Genomic DNA, 18990 nt, shown 5'->3' on the forward strand with positions numbered 1-18990 from the left:
TGTGCCGAAACAATGGCGGGCACGGTATCGCGCTCTCGGACGAGGCAAAGCCCACGTTGGAGGGCAACACCTGCGAGGGGAACAAGCAGGGCGAAATCGTTTACCTGCACACGGCATCAAACGAGCAGCCCACGACAAGCCCTCCGCAAACCACTGGTTGTCTCGTTGTCGTTCTAATTGTGCTTGCTTGTTTGCTTGGGACACTTGTAATTTGAACCGGTGCGCGGTTCAATTCTCTAAGCGATTTTCAACGTCGCGTCCTTCGTTTGACCTCGCCGGGCAGAACGCGTGCGGCCCTCGGGCTTCCGTTGGTAGCGTAGCGGCCGAGCTACCATCCGATTACAATAACAGCTTGTCGTGGGCTGGTGGTGCGTGGCACGGTATTACGATTGACAGAGTCTTCATATCCTGCCCTACCGCAACAGGCAGTTTCCCATGAACAAAGTCACTCCGCCTACCGCACCGTCCGTTTCGTCCATCGCCGTCCAACCCAGGAAAGAGCTGGGGCTCTTCGATTCCATCTGTATTATTGTTGGGATTATCATCGGGGCGGGAATTTACAAGACAACCCCCAGTATTGCCAGTGTGCTGCCCAATGCCGGCTGGTTGATCGCCGTGTGGGTGCTCGGCGGACTGCTCTCCCTCGTCGGAGCCCTCTGCTATGCCGAGCTGGCCACCGCTTTTCCGCATGCCGGGGGTGATTACGTCTTCCTCACCCGGGCGTATGGACGCTGGATGGGCTTTCTGTTTGCCTGGTGCGAACTGTGGGTCGTTCGACCGGGTTCGATCGGCATGATGGCGTTCGTCTTCGCCACCTATGCAAGGGAAATTTTTCCCCTTCATATTCCCGGTGCTCCGCAGTTTTCTCTCATGGCCTATGCCATGGGGGCGATTGCCGTTCTCACGTTGATCAACATCCTGGGTGTGCGGGAAGGAAAGTGGACGCAGAACCTCCTCACGGTCCTCAAGGTGCTCAGCTTGGCGCTCATCTTCGTGGTGGGGATGTTCGTTGTCCCCGGTGCTCCAGCGGAGAAAGTGCCGTCGGTCGATCCCCCGCCATTCGACCTGCGGCTGGCTATGATTCTGGTGCTTTTCACCTACGGCGGCTGGAATGAAATGGCTTATGTCGCGGCGGAAGTGAGGAATCCCACGCGGAACATCCTTCGGGCACTGGTACTGGGCACTCTCGCTGTCACCGCCATTTACGTGCTGGCCACCGTGGCCTTTGTGCGGGGGCTGGGATTTGTGGGGGTGCAAAAATCGGAAGTGGTGGCGGCCGATCTGCTGCGGCTGTCGATGGGCGATTTTGGAAGCAAACTCATCGCGCTCATCATTTGCATCTCGGCACTCGGCTCGGTGAACGGTCAGATCTTCACCGGGGCCCGTGTTTATTATGCAATGGGGCGCGACCATCGCGTGTTCAAGATTCTGGGAAGTTGGGATCCCCAGCGGAGTACGCCGGTGTGGTCACTCCTGGTTCAGGGAGTGATCACGCTGGGACTTGTAGCAGCTTTCGGATGGTATCAGGATGGCTTCAACAATCTCCTCAATTTTACGACGCCTGTTTTCTGGACGTTTTTCTTTCTCGTGGGGTTGTCGCTGTTTGTTCTGCGCGCAAAGTACCCGGATGTGCCCCGCCCTTACCGCACGTTGTTTTTCCCGGTGACACCTGTCATCTTTTGCGGTTCTTGTTTGTTCATGATCTATTCCAGTGTTACGTACGCTATCCAACACAGAACGTATGAGGCGCTTTGGGCGATCGGGGTGCTGGTGGTGGGGATGCTGGTGGCGGCACTTGCCGCGTTATGGCAGCCCCGGGTATTTGTGGCACAGGAGCCCAACAAAGGCAAGATCATTCAGCAGCCGTGATCCGGTAATTGAGCGTGCGTGAGCCGCCGATTTCTTCCGCCCGGAGCCAAAGCGTTTTTCCGATGAGCTCCTTTCCCCGGGAAAAACGATACTGGTGCACCGTTCGGCCGGGACCTTGCTCCCGAATGAACATGAACTGACGGCGGCGGTCTGGGGCAAACAATTCACAGCGGAAAGAGACAGGATATTCGGTTTCATTGACGAAGACCTGCTGGACCACGAGGTCGCCCGATTCGTCCAGTCGGGTGGAAACTTCGATGTACACGTCGCCCAGGCCCACTTCTACAAAGTGGTAACTGCTGAAACGGTAGGTGCTTTGGCCCTGGACACGGAAATCAACCCGGACGGGTTGGGGGCCGGTTTCGGCGTCAAACGGGAGGGTGAAAAAGACCTCGCGTTCCAGTTTTTCGCCCGGCTGGAGCTGAAAAGTGAAATGGCGGGGAGAAACCTGCCAGTGGGGCGGTGTCGTGACGAACGCCTCTCCGGAAACCGGTTCCAGAAAGGTATTTTCAAAGCGAAGCTGGTTTCGGAAGGGAACACCATAAACGCTGGGAAGACGTGTGGTTGCCAGCGCAACGCGCTGCCGCCACCGGGCGATGGGCACGGAAACACCATACACAAAGAGCGGCCAGTGGCCCACGAGAATAGCCTGACCGACGGGTGTTTCTTCCACGGGGACTTCTCTCCCCCAAACATCGAGGGCCGTGATTTCACTGCCGAGATGCAGACACTCTCTGGTAGGACGGTTGGCCCATAATACCATGACGCCTCTTTCCCTGTCGATCGAGAAGATGCGATTGCTGGAGCCGCCGGGGAGGAGAACGGAGCCGATTGGCTGGGCCGACGCCAAAGCGTGGGCCGTCGTCCGCCAGGGGAGATAAAGCACGGTGGGTGTGCCCCTGGCGGTGCACAGGCCTGTATGAGGATCAAAGGGGTCCGGATGAAAGGCAGCCAGGGCAGCGCCTTCCCGAGTGGCAGCCATTCGCAATACAAGATCGCGGACACGATCCCGGAGGGAATAGTTGCGATCGTCCAGTGGCCGGAGCGAGAGGAAAATCTGCGGTGGGGCGGGGTTTTGGGGAACTTCACGCAAAAAAGATTCGAGTTCTTCCGCGGTAAGCGGCGGCTCGCCCGTCAGATGCACGAACGAGAGGTTGATCGGGGGTAAAGGATGTAGCCAGTTCCAGGGAATGCCCACCCGGATCTCCGCCACAACGTTGCCGAGCGATCTTTGCGCCTGATTGAGAACCTCCTGGATGCGGGCAAACCCGGGAGGTGGTTCGGTGTCATCTTCCCCCAATTGCCAGTAGCGCACGAGGGTGGCAACGCGGGCAAAGGTGAACTCCAGAGACGGTTGCCAAATTTTGGGGTCGGAACTGAGGACATCCAGCACGGTGGCATGCGGAGAAACCTTCTCGCGAACGCCGTCTGGCGGGGTCAAAAGGCCGACAATCTGCACGCCATGGGAAGCGAGATGCTCCAAAAAATGCGATGTTTCCTGAAGAGTTCGCTTATCCGGGTTTTCATCGCACCACACGGGGAATTTGACATAACCAACCGCCGCGTGGTGCAGGAGTTCTCGGAGGCGATCCGGCCCCGCGGGCAGAACCCCGCGAGGAAGACTCCAGCCGAACGACGCGAGGTCATTTCTTGGGGGCGGCCGCATGATCACAAAGGCAAGCTCCGCATCGCGAGAAGAGCTGGCGTCCTGGACGAGATGTACTTGCAGGCGATAATAGCCGGGTTCCTTCAGTGGCAGTGTGCGTTGGGCCGCCCCCCTGTAAAGCGTGACTTCGCGGAGGGCGGCTTCAGGTGGAATGTCTTCCTCGCGGAATGCGGGTTGGGTCTCCAGAGAAATCTCCTCCCGTAAAAGCTCTTGTTCTTCTGCATCTATCACGCGGATCTGCAACGGGGGCGACGGCGAGAGGACTCCCGACACCACGCAGTCCACACGCGGCTGCTGGGGGAGAAGGTAGAGGCCGCTGGGACGGTCGAGCGACACTTTGAGCATCGGCAACCGGCGCAGCGAGATGGCCCCGAACCAAACTTCCGCTCCCACATCGGCGCGGGCCCCGGCCTCCACATGAAGGGTCAATCTGGCGTTCGCGACGAGCCTGTCGTCCACGTCGAACGGCCCAACGGTCAGCAGGGTCCACTCGGGTGATTCTGCAAGCTGTCGCGAGCTGAGAAGCCGAAGCGGCTTGTCGTTGCTGTCGAGCAGCGTGACTTCCAGAAAGATGCGATCGTTCTGAACATTTCGCGTCCGCACCCACACCTGGGCCTCGTAGCTGAAAAGCTGTGTGATGCTGATGGGTGGGGTGCTTAAAGCGAGGGAGCCTCCATCGAGGTAGCCCCACAGCGACCGAGGAGAATCGGGAGAGGCCACTGGGGCGATTTCGGCCTTCACATAGAGAGGGTAGCGCGGGCCCTTCGCGCGGGTCCAGTAATCGGGAAACGAATCGTAATTCTGGTCGTGACTTTCGTCAAAGTTGCAGCGGTAAACGATGCTCAGGTCTGGCTGCGGAAGGGCACTCGGAGCGGGCGGAGACTTGGGGACCTCCGCCGCGACTCCTACAATGAGCAATGAGACCACAATCTGCGGTGGGAACACTGTTAATGGATTCCCCTGGGATTGTTTTCGCGTGAAACCTCACGCCTGGTACAAAGCCGTGGAAAAACCCAGCCGGCGAAATCCCGATCGCGGGATTGTCGGCGTGTGCAAGGTAAAGGACTCCTGAAGAGCGCTTCGGCCAACAGCGGGGCGCTCATTGAGAGGGACTGACACTGTGTTAAAAATCCGTCTGGCTGCTGACGTTGGTCCCATACCCGGCGACCTCCGCGAGACGTTACCCCGAATCCGGGAACTCGCCCTGGAGGGGGTCGAGTTGGACCTCCTCGGATTGATGCCGCTGGAAGACTACACACGGACGGCCATCCGGGAAATACGGAAACATTTGGCGGATTGGGATCTCACCCTGGCGCTCGCGCGGTTGCGACTATCGAGGGGATTGGACGACCCCGATGGACTGGAAAGCCGGATCGAGGAGATCCGGCGGGCCATGCACCTGACCTACCAGTTAGGGGGGAGATACTTAAGTTACAAAATCGGCTTTATCCCGGAGAATCCGGAAAATCTTGAGTGGCAAGTGCTGAAGGAGATCTTGGCCGACCTGAGCCGCTGGGGAGAACGCGCGGGGGCGATACTGGCAATTGAAACCGGATGCGAACCGGCGAGAGACGTGGCGCGGTTACTGGAGGGTCTCCCCGAAGGGGGAATCGGGGTCGAGTTGAACCCAGCGGAGTTCGCCATGCACGGCTACGATCCCGTGGAGGCGATCGAATCGTTGGGGCGGTGGATGCTCGCATTTCATGCGGGGGATGTTACCAGTCGCCCGGGTGCAAGGGGCTATCGGCCAGTACCGCTTGGCCAGGGAAATGTTGACTATCCTGCTGTATTAACTGCACTTGAAAAAGTCGGCTACCAGGGCCATTTGATTCTCCGCCCCACTGGAGAAGGGGATCCCCTGGCCGAACTGCGTCAGGCCAAAGAGTTTATCTATCGGCTGTAACGCAAGGGCTGAAGGCCCCAACAGCTTCACGGTTTTGCGTCGCTGAGTTGTCGCGAGTGAATTTGTGCGATCGGGTTCAAGGTTGACTTCGGTGCGGGTTGGAGTGGACGGGGAGCATGAGGACAACCCGTTGAAGCCCGTGCAGCCCAGGCGGGTCAATCGCATTTCTCCCCTCTCGCCAGTGGTATCGCCTGCCGTGCCATTGGGGCGAGGTCTGGTTCTGATCGCGATCGGCGTGCTCATATTGGACCAACTGGCCATTCAGGGACTGGTGACGCCCGTTGTGGTAACCAGCGGATCGATGTTTCCAACCCTTCGCGGACCTCACTGGAAGAGCCGGTGTCCGCGGTGTGGTCGCGAAGTGCTTTGGGACGCGACGCTAGGGGAAAAGCGGACGACACTCCTGCGAGCCGTGTGTCCCGCCTGCGGAAAGCGTTGGGCCGAGGTGGAACCCGGCGAGTCCGTGGCTGCGCCACCGGTGGACCAGGACTCGGGAGATCGGATTCTCGTGTTTCGCGGGCTCGTTCGGCCCATGAGGCGATGGGATTTAGTGGCAATTCGACAGCGGAACATCCCGGGACTTGTGGTAAAGCGTGTCGTGGGTTTGCCGGGGGAACGCCTTTCCGGGAGAAATGGAGTCCTTTACCGTGATGGTGTCCCGCTACGGCGACCGGTAGAAGTGCAATGGGAGATGGCGCGAGTGCTGGAACGATGCAACAGCGACGATGGCCAAGGTCTTGTGCTCTCCGCGCAGGGAATTGATAAAGATTCGGCGGAATGGCTCTTTTCCCGGCGACTGACTACTTTCTGCCCGTATCACCCCGCGGTGGATCAGGAGGAGCGGCCTTGCACGAATGTGCTCTGGTCCATTTCTTTGGCACGCATTGATCCCGGGGCCGTATTCTCAATTTGCGCCGGGTTCGGAGATCACCGGATTGAGGTAACCTGCTCCGTGGGAGATGACCCCAGTGTCGACTGGCAGGTCTTTGCCGGAGAAAAAGGGCTCGTGACGCAGGGGAAAAGGATGTTCCGTAGGGCCTTTCCCCAACAGATTGTGATCTCGTCGGTGGATCGGCGGTGGCTGCTCCTGATGGATGGGACGTGTCTGCTGGCTGACGATTGGGATGACGGGGTTTTGCCAGGGGCCGTTCCGGTGGCTCTGCGCTTACACGTTAACCAGGGGAAAATTCGGTTACGGGACATGAGCGTCTGTTGGGTCATGCCCTATCCCGACGGAGTTGTGGCTCCCGCAGGCGATGGCTTTGTGTTGCTGGGGGACGACCCCCACATCTCCCTGGACAGTCGGCAGGGCGGTCGTCGCTGGCGGCGGGAAGACGTCGTGGGGGTGGTCCGGCCTCTTCGCTTGGCCAGGGGAGGTCTGCCACCATGACCCGAGCCGATGAAGGAGAAATGATTCCAGATTTGGAGGCCATCCTGCGCCGGTGGATCGCGGCAATTCCACCAGGCCGGGTGACGACCTGCGGGGCCCTGGCGGAACTGCTCGGCGACAGGCAGGCCGCGCGGTGGGTGGGCACCTGGTTGGTCGAGCATGCCCACACCGAGGACTGTCCGTGCCATCGTGTGGTGCGGGCAGGCGGTCGGCTGGGGCGGTCCAGGCTAGGAGAAGAGGTGCAACGCGATCGGCTGCAGCGGGAAGGGGTGGAGCTGTTGCCGGAGGGCGTCCCGGAAGAGGCCCTCGTCCATGCCCCGGAATTGGCCAGCCTCCTTGGGATCCAAGAAGAGGATCGCCCACTGCGACAACTGCGAACCATCCAGGAGGAAATGCGAAAGAAAGTGGTCATGACACCGCTTTCCTCTGATCCAAAGGACTGTGCTGGGGTGGATGTTTCTTACCGGGGCGATTGGGCGGTGGCGGTATACTGCCGCGTCAGTTGGCCCGGCGGGGATAAACTCTATGAGACCTCAATAGTCGAAAGAGCCCGATTCCCTTACATCACCAGCTATTTGGCTTTTCGCGAGTTATCCCCCATGATTGCGGTCCTCAAAAAGGCCGCTCGGGAAGACCAACTCGCTGACGTAATCGCGGTGGATGGGAGTGGCCTGCTGCATCCACGGGGAATAGGGATTGCCAGTCATCTGGGGGTCGTGATTGATCGACCCACGATCGGGATTACCAAAACCCTTTTGTGCGGCCACGTGGAAGAAAAAGAACTGCCACCGGGCGGGACATCGCCGGTGGAATGGGAAGGTCACCATCTGGGGGTTGTGCTCCGCAGTCAACGGGGGCATGCCCAGCCGGTCTTTCTCTCGGTGGGACACCGCATCGATGTGGAAGGATGCATCCGGGTAGTCCGACCGCTGTTCGCCCAGCACCGTTTACCGGAGCCGATCTACTGGGCGGACCGACTATCGCGGGCCATTGCCCGACAGTTGAAATAAAAAATGAACCCAGCCAGGATACGCCAACAGATTTGTTCTTCCCGAAAGCAACCGAAATGGAGGAGCAGGTTTGCACGCCGATGTCTGCCGAGCAAGCGACGGCTCTGGTTCTTCGCACTTACGATTTCAGCGAGAGCAGTCTCGTCGTTACGCTGTTTACTCGCGAAATTGGCAAAATCCGGGGGATAGCGAAAGGTGCCAAACGACCGAAAAACCCCTTTGACTTTGCTCTTGACCTGCTTTCGCTTTGTCGCGTAGTCTTTCTTCGCAAGTCCTCGGAGGCCCTCCACATTATCACGGAGGCAAAGCTCCAGCGGCGATTTCGGGTGGAAGAAAGCGGCCTGCCACGGTATTATGCGGCCCTTTATGTCGCGGAGCTTCTCAACGCAATGACGGACGAGGAGGACGCCCATCCGGAACTGTTTGACGTTTCCGCAGAAACCCTGACAGCCCTCCAGAAAGGAGGTGACATCCAGGTTTTGGTGCCGTTCTACGAATTGCGGATTCTGGATCTGACCGGCCACAGTCCAGCACTCGACATGTGCGTGAGCTGCGGGGAGAGCGTTCGCGGAAAGGCGTCCGCTCAATCCCAGCAGCAAAGCCGCCGACCAACAGGGGACTATGCCCAGCAGGAATACTATTTTTCGCTGCTTGAGGGAGGGGTGCTGTGCGGCCGGTGTCGGCCGGGAAAACGCGGGGTCGTGCTGGTCCCCGCCAGTGTCATGGATGCGATGGATGAACTTCGGGGAAAAACACCACAGGACATTGCCTCGTTACAGATCGCACCAAAGGTAGGCGGTCAATTGCGCGGCCTGTTGGGTCAGTACGTGTGTCACCTTTTGGGCCAAAGGCCACGGATGCATGAATACCTGGGATTGTCCGGCCGATAAGGCCACAATCACAAACGGAGTTGCGCAGGCTGTGCGGAGCACCAGCCGAGGGCTTCTGCTCAGTATCCTGGTGCTCTTTTTGCCAGGGGCATTTCTCTTGGTGGCTGGTTGCCGAAGTATGCTGGAGCTTCCGGATCGCGCCAAGCGGTCGGGCTACGATCCGCAGCAACCGGCGGAAGAGGGCTGGCTTTTCCGCAATCTCATGGGAGAGAAAGACCAGCCCGCCACGACATCGCAATCATCTGGCGCAGCCCCGTCCGCGGCGAGTCACGGTCAATCCACTGGCCAGGTTGAACAAGAAGATGCCCAGCCCACCGGGACCGTTGGCTCCTCTGCCCAACACACATCGGCTGCCGAGCTTACCGGCGAACCACTTCCGCCCGCCGATGCCGACACCGTCATCGTGCCACGCTCGGACGAAGAAAACGAAGAGGAAGAAGACTTCATCCTTTTCGAGATCCCCAAGCGGTTGGGCAAGCTATTTCAGCCAAAACGCGACGAATCCCTGGCCCGCGCCCTCTTTCAGGAAGGTGCCGAGCTCTACCGTCGTGGCCGATATGAAGAGGCAGCCGCCAAGTTCAAAAAAGCCGCTAAACACTGGCCCAATTCGCCCCTTGAGGAGGATGCCCTTTTCATGGCGGGCGAGTCGTATTTCTTTGCCGATCGCTATCCGCAGGCGGAAAACGCTTATCTGGAGCTGCTCAAAAAGTACGAGTTTACTCGGTATCTGGACACCGTCTCCAAGCGGGAGTTCGCCATCGGACGCTACTGGGAGCAGGTGGAACTGTCAAGACCCTCGATGCTCGGGCTGGTTCAATGGGGCGACAAAAGCCGACCCACCTTTGACACATGGGGCCGAGCGATCAAGGCCTACCAGAACGTCCGCCTTTATGACCCCACAGGTCCCCTTGCCGATGATGCGGTGATGGCCACCGCCAACGCCTATTTTCTCAAAGGGCGCTACGAAGATGCCGCCTATCATTATGACCTCCTGCGCAAGGACTATTCGCAGAGTGAGCACGCGGTGAATGCCGCCTTTCTGGCGATCAAAGCCCATGACTTGTCCTACCAGGGGCCGCTCTACGATGGCACCCCCCTGGAAAAAGCGGAGCGTGCCGCAGACGAGCTGCTCACCGTCTATCGGGATCGTCTTGGCTCAGAAAAGGAACAAGTGCTTCGCGCCAAAAACGAAATCACCGAAGAAAAGGCCATGCGATATTTCGCCATCGGCCAGTATTACGACAATCGCCATTACTACGGAGCCGCCCGATATTACTACCGTGCCACGTTACGGGAGTTTCCCCACACCAAGGCAGCCGTTTTGGCGGCCGAGCGAATTCGCCAAATCGATGGTCTCCCCGACAAACCTCCCAATCGTTTCAAGTTCCTCACTGATCTTTTCGAAAGCGCCAAGGAAGAGTCATGAATGGCCGGCATTTCTCGTCCCGTGTCATCTTGAGCCGCTTTTGGCGGGCGGTGTGTGATGACGCTCGCCTCGGCAAGCTGTTTCGCGCTGAGACTTCGCCGGTGGTCCGCCGGCTCGCTCTGGTGGGAATGTTCCTGACGGTGGTGAGTGGATGTGCCGGCTATCAGGTGGGCAACGCGCCACTCTACCGCCCGGATATTCAAACCGTGTACGTCCCCATGTTTCAGTCCTCCAGCTTGCGCCCGGGATTGGGAGAAAGATTAACCGAAGCCGTCATTAAAGAAATCGAACTCCGGACACCGTACAAGGTGGTGGGTTCACCCGACAAGGCGGACAGCATCCTTACGGGACGAATTGTTTCCGAAACGAAACGCACAGTAGTGGAGAATCCTTACGACGATCCTCGTGAAATCGCTACGCGGTTCCAGGTGGAAGTACAGTGGATCGATAACCGAGGGCGATCGCTCACAGCAGAGGAAACGGTCCCCGTGCCGCCGGAATTGACCAGCGTGGTCGCCGAAGCAACATTCGTTCCGGAGGTGGGTCAATCACTTGCCACCGCGCAGCAGGCGGCCATCCAGCGGTTGGCGTCGCAGATCGTGGGGATGATGGAAAACCCCTGGTAAACCTCGTGCATTATTTGGAAGGGGATTATTCGGAGGGGCCCGGTGAAGCGCGAAGGATCATCCAATGATCGAAAGGGCGGACCTGACAAGCAGGTCCCTCCGGATGGGAACATCATAAAGAGCTTCCTCGAGCAGGGATCTCAAAAACACGCCCCTTTGCGGGTATGTCGGGATCAGCTCAATCCGGCAGCGACACCAGCGGTTGCTCTAAAGGCCCGGGCCTGAGCCATTCTGTCTCGAACCCAAAATCCTCGAGCAGCAGTCGGGCGGAGAGACGCGAGGACTCGAAAATCGTCGGCAATCCACTGCCCGGATGAGTCCCCCCACCCACCAGATACACCCGCTCAAGCTCCTCAAAACGGTTGTGTGGACGAAAATAGAGCATTTGCCCCAGATTGTGCGCCAGGTTGAAGGTGGCGCCACGAAAGATTTCCCAGGCCTCCCAGTCGGCCGGTGTCCAGATCAGCTCGGCCCGGATGCGGGATCGGATGTCCTTCAGCCCAATCCGTTCCAACCGGTCCAGAATCATCTCCCGAAACCGCAGCCGTTCTTTCTTCCAATCCACGTTGGGATGCTGGTGGGTCACCGGCACAAGGACGTACAGCGTGCTGTGCCCCGGTGGCGCCAGGGTTTTATCAGTAATGCAGGCATTCTGCACGTAGAACGCGGGTTCATTGGAAAGAACGTGCCGTTCTTCGATGTCTTTCAAATACTCTCGATAATTTGGCGGAATATAAATATTGTGGTGAAGTAATCCTTCTACTTGACCTTCTATGCCAAGATACATCATAAATGTAGAACATGAATAACGTTTCTTTTCCAAATTCCGGTTGGACCAACGACGCCGTAACCGATCCGGAACTAGGCGCTGCATGCAGCGGGCAAAATCAGCGTTGATCACGAGAGCATCACAGGGGTATGCGTCATTCTGCGTCCGCACGCCGATCGGACGACGCCCCTCGAAAAAGATTTCCTGCACTTCCTCGTTGAGGTGAATCTGGGCGCCAAATTGCTGTGCCAGCTCCGCTAAGCGACGCGGCACCGCATTGCATCCACCTATTGGATGAAATACGCCATAAGCGTATTCCAGATAAGACAACACCGAGAACATACTCGGGCAACGTTCCGGAGACATCCCCAGGTATTTCGACTGAAATGTAAACGCGAGTTGCAAATCGGGATCCCTGAAAAATTGGGCCAGATCCTGATGGAGCGTCTTATGCGGCCGCAGCACAGGAAGTAACCCCAACGCTTCTCGGCTCAAATAGTGATAGATGCGATCGAACGGCCGCTGGAGACAACGAATAACCGGCGCAAACTTACGCCGATTATCGCGCAAAAATTTTTCAAAACCCGGTGCGTCTTGGGGTGCAAATTTTTTTATTTGTTCCACCATTCTGGAAATATCGGCTGTTGCATCGAGATAGCCCCGCTGACCTAGAAACAGCCGATACATCGGGTCCAATCGGACGAGGGGAATTTCTTCTTCCAATTGTCGACCAATCGCGCGGAAGATCTCGCGCAGCGCACAGGGGTAGTGCAGAAAAGTTGGACCACGATCGAACTTATACTGCCCAATTTGAAGCTGGGAACACCGGCCGCCCACCACGCCCAGTCGTTCAAGGACGAACACGTTCACGCCTGCCTTCGCTAAAAGCAGCGCGGCCGCTAAGCCACCGGGCCCCGCCCCGATAACGATCACATGTGGTTTCTTCATCGAACATTCCTCAAGGAAAATTGTTGAAAAACACCACCTAACCCTTTGATTACTGTAATATATTTGTAGTGCCGATGTTGGACAAGCAACATTAGTCACGAGAAAAACCACACGCACTACGCCCCCAAACCTGCGCAGCGCATGCGGTTGATGCAACAAGGGTGAGGATGAGTGAGCGCCTCCCAGAAACTCAATGACCGGCGCTCTGTTGGGCCGATTGATCCCGTGTGATCACCTCCCATAGTCGCTGCAAGTCTCTCTTTTCCGGAGCCAGAGCCATTGCTTTTTGAAGCGCCTGCTCCGCCCGAGCTTTGTCTCCGGTTGCCAGAGCCGCTTGAGCGACCAAAGCATAGTTGGCCGCACTGCCCGAAAGTTCCACCGCCTTTTCCGCGGCTTTGAGTGCGTCATCCGCACGTCCTGCCGCCGCTAGATAGAATTGAGCGATCGCTACATAACCTTCGGGGCGTTCCGGCCATCGCTGACAAAATTCTTGGAGAATCTGCTCCGCTTCAGAAAGACGCTGATTCCGCATTAAAATCGCCGCCAGCACCAGCGGATATTGCAGGCTCATGGGATCAAGCTCCATGAGCTTTTGGTATTCGGCGATCGCCTCGCCATCGCGATGCTCCTGCAACGCAAGCTGGGCGAGCATCTCCCGCGCGGGAAGATGGGAAGGATCAAGAGCAATCGCCCGCTGCCACAATCGAAGGGCTTGCTCACGATTCCCTTTGGCCAGATAAATGCGTCCAAGATCACTCTCAATGATGGCCGCATTCACCGAGGCCTCTTTAAAATCGGTGCCAACGGGCATCCCTTCCACGTGCAGGTCCCGCTTTTTCATCAGTTCCCAGTATCGAGCCAAAATCTTTTCTGCCTCGGTCCGCTTTCCCTGTCGCAGATAAACACGGGAAAGCGCATAGAACGCCTCTGCGTAATCCGGGTATTTCCGCACCGCGGCTTCGTAGGCCCTTGCCGCTCGGTCCAACTCTTGCAGAAGTGTGTAGGCTCGCCCCAAAAGGAATAGTCCATGGGCGCGAGGGTCTTTCGCGAGATACTCGGCAAGAACCTCCACCGCTTCCCGGGGACGGCCCAGATTTAAGAGGGCTTCCGCACAAATATCCCGTGCCCGATAGTAACCCGGATCGAGCCCAATAGCCTGCCGTGCCCACGTCACCGCTTGTTCATAGTCGCCCCGTTTAAAAGCCACGGAAGCCAGTCCCACATATGCATGAGCGTACTGCGGGTTTCGTTGGAGACATTCTTTCCAGATGGCCACCGCCTCTTCGGATTTACCCACCCAGTCGAGAAACCGGGCTTCCATCTCCCGACAGTCAATGTCGTCCGGATACCGCTCACGAATGGCGAGAATTTCCTGACGAACTTCCTCGATCAACTCGGCGGTGGTCTTGGGCAGAGGTGAACCAGCGGCACTGGCGGAACCTGGCTGTTCTTTATTGGCCTCTTGCTCGGCAGGTTGTGCCTCCTGCTCATTGATCGGTTGAACCATCCGCACACCGCCGATTCGGCCTAGAATAAACACCACCGCCAGTACCACAACCAGCCCGCCGAGCACCTTCCAGCCCGTTGAGCGGTGTGCACCGAGGCCGGACGAGACATTCCCTTCGGCAGTTTTCAAGGCTGATGGTTCTCCCGTGCTCAAAGAACCATGAATCCGCGACCTGTCGGTGGACATGGGACAATTCCTGAATCTGTTCCGTGTTCCGCATCGTCCTCAGATTGATTCACACCCACTGCCACCTTTCCCCATTTTGTCATGAGGGTCGTTCAGGTACGCGATTTTGTTCCACCGCCCGCGATGAACGCACCTCTCAACTTCAACGAACTTCGCGCCAGCCTTGGCCCTCCGTCACCACAATTCGTCGATCAGCGGGAATATTCTCGAAGACATCCACATGACCGCTTAGCCAGCGAACTTCCAGACGATCCACTGTTTGGTGGGGTCCCAGACCAAAATGGAGCCGCATGCCATAGTGGCTTTGATATCCGCGACCGCTATGGACCTCGTCCACCTGTGTGAGATCCCCCGTCTGCACAATGACGCGCGAGCCTACCCCATCCCGATTCGTTTTGCGTCCCACGAGTTGCACCTCCAGCCAGTGGTTGCTCGTCACTGTTTCGTTGCGAAGGACGGTGGGAGCTCGCCGAGTGTTCAGGATGACCACATCCAGCAGGCCATCATTATCCAAATCGTCAAAGGCGGCTCCACGTCCAACGGATACCGTCGTCAGGCCGGATTCTGAAGAAGCATCGACGAATTTCCCGGTACCGTCGTTTAAAAGGAGGACAGGTGCTGCCGCCAGCGAGGTTGTGTCATCGAGTTGTTCAATATTATCAATTAAATGTCCGCAAACATAGAATATGTCTTTAAAACCATCGTTATTAAAATCGGCCAGCGTGCATCCCCAGGTGACCTGGTTGAGCGATCGCGTTCCCGCTCCCGTTAGTTGCGTGACATCGTCGAACAGATCGCTGCCCAGATTGCGATAAAGGGTGGCCAGTTGTCCCTGGTAGGAAGTGACGTAAAAGTCGATGAGGCCATCATTGTCATAATCACCGGCGTCCACTCCCATGGCTCCGTGGGCCAACCCGGCGGAATCAAATGCCACGCCCGCCAGCATTGCGATGTCCTCAAACCGGCCGGTTCCATCGTTTTTGAGAAGAGAGTTGCCGGGCGGTCCATCGCTGTTGACAAAAATATCTGTGTCGCCGTCGTTATCATAGTCCGCGCAGACAATCCCCATACCTCGCCCGCGGTGCTTATTCACGCCGGACTGCTCACTGAAGTCGGTAAATGTGCCGTCGCGGTTGTTGTGAAAGAGCATATCGGGAAACACGGCAAACCGCGAGGGATCGGGGTAAATGCGGAGTCCCTTCCAGTATGCCCGCACGTCCATTTCTGTTGTGAACCGTAGATAGTTGGAGACGAACAGATCGAGCCATCCATCGCGGTCGGCATCGAGAAAAGCAACCCCGGCACCCGCTTTGTCGGGAAAAGCAGCGGCTGTTCTCGTTTGTTTGGTAATATCTGTGAAAGTGCCGTCGCCGTTATTGCGATAGAAGACGTTCGGTCCCCAGTTAGAAATATAAATATCCTGGTCACCGTCATTATCGAAGTCAGCGGTGGCCACCGCCAGGCCGTAGCCCGTGTCGCCCACTCCCGAGGTCTCTGTCACGTCGCGGAAACGAAATCCTCCTAGATTTTTGTAAAGCCTGTTAGTAGGTGGCTTATCGACTTTCATTCCCGGCAGCGCGGAACCATTAAGAAAGTAAATGTCAATAAGTCCATCATTATCATAATCGAAGGTAGCCAGACCGGAGGCTACCGTCTCGATGATGAAATAGTTGCCCGAACTTCCGTCCGTGTGGACGAAGTCGATGCCGGTGGTGGCTGTCACATCTCTAAACCGCACTTTGTCGGCAGCATACGCCAGTTGTGCCAATCCTCCTCCGAGAATGAGAGCTATGAGAATGCTGATCGGACTTCGGAGCATTGCGAAGATCCTCGGTTGGGTATGGGATCTGACCTATCCTCCTTTAGCATACCCGCGCGAAAGAGCGCAATAAGATAGGGACGCCATCGTGCATAGACAGCGTCCCCTTATGTCGCTTCGGCACATTTCCGACAGCAAGCTAGCTGACAATCACCTCAGAATCCGCTGATACTTTCGCTTCCGGCCCGGCTGCCCAAGGCGCCCCATACACCGTACGGGCTTGGACCACCGGTGGGTTCTGGCCTTGTCAAGTCCCCGGTGTTGATCGTCTCGCTGATGAATCGCACAGAACCATCGGCGAGCAAAGCATTGACACCACCGGGGTGATAGCTGTCCGGCGGCATCACGTGGTCAGAACCCCACTCCGACCAGAAACCTTTACAACCAATGGAATTGGGAGGCAGAACCGTGTTGAAGCCCGTTACAACGCTTGTCCCCCACGCCCAGTTCACACCGCGGAGCTCACCAATTTGCGGGGCGTTCACGATGGTGTTGTTGGGTCCTTTAAAAGCGAGGCACTGGGACGGATTTTGCCGCAAATTGCCGTCACCCACGTTCTCGACGTAGTTTCCGTGGGTAACCCGATCATCACTCCGCTTGGAAACGACGACTTCACTTGCGGCGAGCGTGTTACTGGTTCCATCCAGGATGTCGGAGAACGAGAGGAAGCTATCCCCACCAAATATTCCACGCGGATTGGCGCGTCCTCGCCAGTCTACACTGATGTCGTCGCCCCAGCAAAAGACGTAGTTGTTATCGCCCTGCCACCAGTAGGGACGGCCGTCATCCTGCAGCTTGCCGGCACCGCCGTCAGAGGGACAGAGTATGGATGGAACTTGAACGTGGTGCGGCCGGAAGTTCCATCCGTACCAGGGCACCGGGCCCCATGCAGGATACGGCGGGTTCGCTTGCGGCGAAGAAAACTGCTGATAGATGGAGGTTTGCTCCAGGTAAGGAAGCAGCATGACGAATGCACTCAAACCACCCATGGTCGATGTTGCGGGATCGCCGGTATTGGTTCCTTGCCCAAGACTGGGAAACCTTTTGTGAGAGTCGTGATAGTTGTGCAGCGCCAACCCAATCTGCTTGAGATTGTTGGTGCATTGGCTTCGCCGGGCCGCTTCACGGGCCGCCTGGACGGCCGGCAGCAAGAGCGCAATCAAAATGCCGATAATGGCAATGACCACGAGTAGCTCGACGAGCGTAAACGCGGCTGAGGGCCAGCGTACAATACGAGAACTCCGCAACTTTTTCATGACCGACCTCCGAACAGAAACCAAGAGTTAAACAACGACATGCCTCAACCCCCTGCCCTATCGACGGATAAGCTGGCCCGCCCTTGCGACGTCTCTATCATACTTCACGCTCAAAAAGCGTCAAGTTTTTTGTCAAATGCAAATTCTCGTATTTTTGAGCCAAATCACTGAGATTTGAGATCGAATGTAAATTCGTTTTTGTCGCCACGTTTTACCGTAGCGGTCAATCCAGAAGTTGCGGGAGAAGTATACTTTTTGGGGATGGCGGAGCCCCCCTCCGCACCTGCTTTGGCTTTTGCCTGCTCGCGGATTTGGGCCATTTGCTCGGGAGTCAAAGCACCCCCTCGGACCCGCGGGTCCTCCGCTGGTCCGGCCGTGGCCACCGGCTTTGTGATAGCGACGCCGTATTCCCCCGGCACAGCCCCATCCCCCGCTCGAATTGTCGTCAAAATGAATTCACCGTTTTCGTTTGTCATGCCTGCCGCGGTGCGGCCTTCCGGCGATTTGGGCGAAAAAGTCACGGTAGCTCCAGGAAGCGGTGCCCCATCAAGGGTCACACGGCCTCTAACGGGTACCGTACCGAGACTCGATCCACCTTTTGGACATCCGGCCAAAAACACCGCCGCACCCAAAAGCAGCCATGAGAACCTCCGACCGATCATGTGGCACCTCCCGTGAAGAGTTCCAATGGTGATCTCTAATTTGAACTGCGGTACGGCCAGCTATCACCAGACCCGTACCTCGTCACCGTGGTCTGGCGAAGTCTCAGCTCAGTTTGAAAATCTCACGCGACGAGGCTGACATCTTTTGTGCAAACCGATGGACACGACAACTCCCCAACCGACCGCATTTTATTGTACGCAATCTGTGTTGTCAACAATGCATAAGCACGAGTGATCTCTCGCGGATCGCTCTGGAGTACCGATGATGTTCTTCAGTTTTTCCCCTCCCGAGAAGCTGGCTCTTTCATGTTGTGAAGCAGACCGTCTCATAACGGTCGCTGGCCGACGAGCACACGCACAGTCTGCGGGCGGCCTTGTCGGTAGATTTCAACGGGGACCTCGCTTCCCACGGGCGTCTTGGCCACCATCACCCCCAAAGCCGACGAATCTTCCACCACCTCACCGTTCCAGGTCCGGACAACATCGCCGGGCAGAAGGCCCGCTTTTTCCGCCGGCGATCCTGGCAGCACGGAGAGGACCACGACACCCCGGGTATCTGGAATTTTTCGGCTCCGTGCCTCGTCTTCGTCGAGGTCCGCCATCTGGATGCCCAGCCAGCCATGGCGGCTTCGCCCTTCTCGACGAATCTGTTCATACACTTGCCGGGCAACCCGACTGGGGATGGCAAAACTGATTCCGCGATAGGCCTCTCCATAAATGGCGGAGTTGATCCCCACGATTTCCCCGCGAATATTCACCAGCGGACCGCCGCTGTTGCCAGGATTCATGGCGGCGTCGGTTTGCAGCAACTCCTGAAACCCGCCCGCGTTGCTCTGGGCTCGGCGTTCCTTGGCGCTGATAATTCCGGCCGTTACGGTCCGCGTCAGACCATAAGGATTGCCAATCGCAAGCACCGTATCACCGACCTCGAGTTGATCACTGTCGCCCCAGGGAACGGCGGTCAGGCCACCGCCGGGAATCTTCAGGACCGCGAGGTCATTGAGCGGGTCACTTCCCACCAACTGGACGCTTTTAATGGTGCGGCCATCCGCCAGACGGACCA

General features: G+C 57.5%; 15 protein-coding genes. 8 read left to right on the plus strand and 7 right to left on the minus strand.

All coding sequences use genetic code 11. The features are described from left to right. Both ABJK56_RS17770 and ABJK56_RS17775 read left to right on the plus strand, forming a co-directional pair. A partial coding sequence (locus ABJK56_RS17770; protein WP_347246020.1) for a hypothetical protein occupies positions 1 to 215 on the plus strand: 215 nt, incomplete at its 5' end. Between the two features lie 220 nt (positions 216 to 435). After that, positions 436 to 1869, plus strand: coding sequence for an amino acid permease (locus tag ABJK56_RS17775; RefSeq protein ID WP_347246021.1), 1434 nt, complete (start codon positions 436 to 438; stop codon positions 1867 to 1869). Here ABJK56_RS17775 and ABJK56_RS17780 read toward each other — a convergent pair. Beyond that, positions 1853 to 4480: a hypothetical protein gene (locus tag ABJK56_RS17780; RefSeq protein ID WP_347246022.1), complete on the minus strand. Its 2628-nt coding sequence runs from the start codon at positions 4478 to 4480 to the stop codon at positions 1853 to 1855. The genes ABJK56_RS17775 and ABJK56_RS17780 overlap by 17 nt on opposite strands. A gap of 175 nt (positions 4481 to 4655) precedes the next feature. On the opposite strand from ABJK56_RS17780, the gene ABJK56_RS17785 reads away from it, so the two are divergent. The 6 genes from ABJK56_RS17785 (at position 4656) to lptE (ending at position 10780) form a co-directional block, all read left to right on the plus strand. Further along, positions 4656 to 5438 carry a sugar phosphate isomerase/epimerase family protein gene (locus ABJK56_RS17785; RefSeq protein ID WP_347246023.1) on the plus strand — a complete coding sequence of 261 codons (783 nt, stop codon included), beginning with the start codon at positions 4656 to 4658 and terminating at the stop codon, positions 5436 to 5438. 64 nt (positions 5439 to 5502) lie between these two features. After that, positions 5503 to 6828, plus strand: a complete 1326-nt coding sequence (locus ABJK56_RS17790) for a S26 family signal peptidase (RefSeq protein WP_347246024.1) — start codon at positions 5503 to 5505, stop codon at positions 6826 to 6828. Next, positions 6825 to 7838, plus strand: coding sequence for an endonuclease V (locus ABJK56_RS17795; protein WP_347246025.1), 1014 nt, complete (start codon positions 6825 to 6827; stop codon positions 7836 to 7838). Before ABJK56_RS17790 ends, ABJK56_RS17795 begins: the two co-directional genes overlap by 4 nt. A gap of 80 nt (positions 7839 to 7918) precedes the next feature. Further along, complete coding sequence (gene recO, locus ABJK56_RS17800) at positions 7919 to 8728, plus strand: DNA repair protein RecO (protein WP_347246026.1); 810 nt, start codon at positions 7919 to 7921, stop codon at positions 8726 to 8728. After that, on the plus strand, positions 8700 to 10154 hold the full coding sequence (locus ABJK56_RS17805) for a tetratricopeptide repeat protein (protein WP_347246027.1): 1455 nt from the start codon (positions 8700 to 8702) through the stop codon (positions 10152 to 10154). Before recO ends, ABJK56_RS17805 begins: the two co-directional genes overlap by 29 nt. Then, positions 10151 to 10780 (plus strand): LPS assembly lipoprotein LptE, encoded by a 630-nt coding sequence (gene lptE / locus ABJK56_RS17810; protein ID WP_347246028.1) that lies wholly within the window; start codon positions 10151 to 10153, stop codon positions 10778 to 10780. Before ABJK56_RS17805 ends, lptE begins: the two co-directional genes overlap by 4 nt. 178 nt (positions 10781 to 10958) lie before the next feature. Here the strand turns inward: lptE and crtI are convergent, their stop codons facing one another. From crtI to ABJK56_RS17840, 6 genes are all read right to left on the minus strand, one after another. Continuing rightward, a complete protein-coding gene (crtI, locus tag ABJK56_RS17815) occupies positions 10959 to 12497 on the minus strand; it encodes a phytoene desaturase family protein (protein WP_347246029.1) in 1539 nt (512 codons plus the stop codon). Positions 12498 to 12687: 190 nt separating this feature from the next. After that, positions 12688 to 14190, minus strand: a complete 1503-nt coding sequence (locus ABJK56_RS17820; RefSeq protein WP_347246030.1) for a tetratricopeptide repeat protein — start codon at positions 14188 to 14190, stop codon at positions 12688 to 12690. A gap of 142 nt (positions 14191 to 14332) precedes the next feature. Further along, a complete protein-coding gene (locus ABJK56_RS17825) occupies positions 14333 to 16009 on the minus strand; it encodes a CRTAC1 family protein (RefSeq protein ID WP_347246031.1) in 1677 nt (558 codons plus the stop codon). Between the two features lie 155 nt (positions 16010 to 16164). Then, positions 16165 to 17265 (minus strand): DUF1559 domain-containing protein, encoded by a 1101-nt coding sequence (locus ABJK56_RS17830; RefSeq protein ID WP_347246033.1) that lies wholly within the window; start codon positions 17263 to 17265, stop codon positions 16165 to 16167. A 164-nt stretch (positions 17266 to 17429) separates the two neighbouring features. Continuing rightward, entirely contained in the window at positions 17430 to 17927 is a 498-nt protein-coding gene (locus ABJK56_RS17835) for a carboxypeptidase-like regulatory domain-containing protein (RefSeq protein WP_347246034.1), read from the minus strand. 326 nt (positions 17928 to 18253) lie between these two features. Next, positions 18254 to 18990 (minus strand): trypsin-like peptidase domain-containing protein (locus ABJK56_RS17840; protein ID WP_347246035.1); only part of this gene is annotated, 737 nt, incomplete at its 5' end.

The organism is Thermogutta sp., from assembly GCF_039793925.1.
Classification (GTDB): Bacteria; Planctomycetota; Planctomycetia; order Pirellulales; family Thermoguttaceae; genus Thermogutta.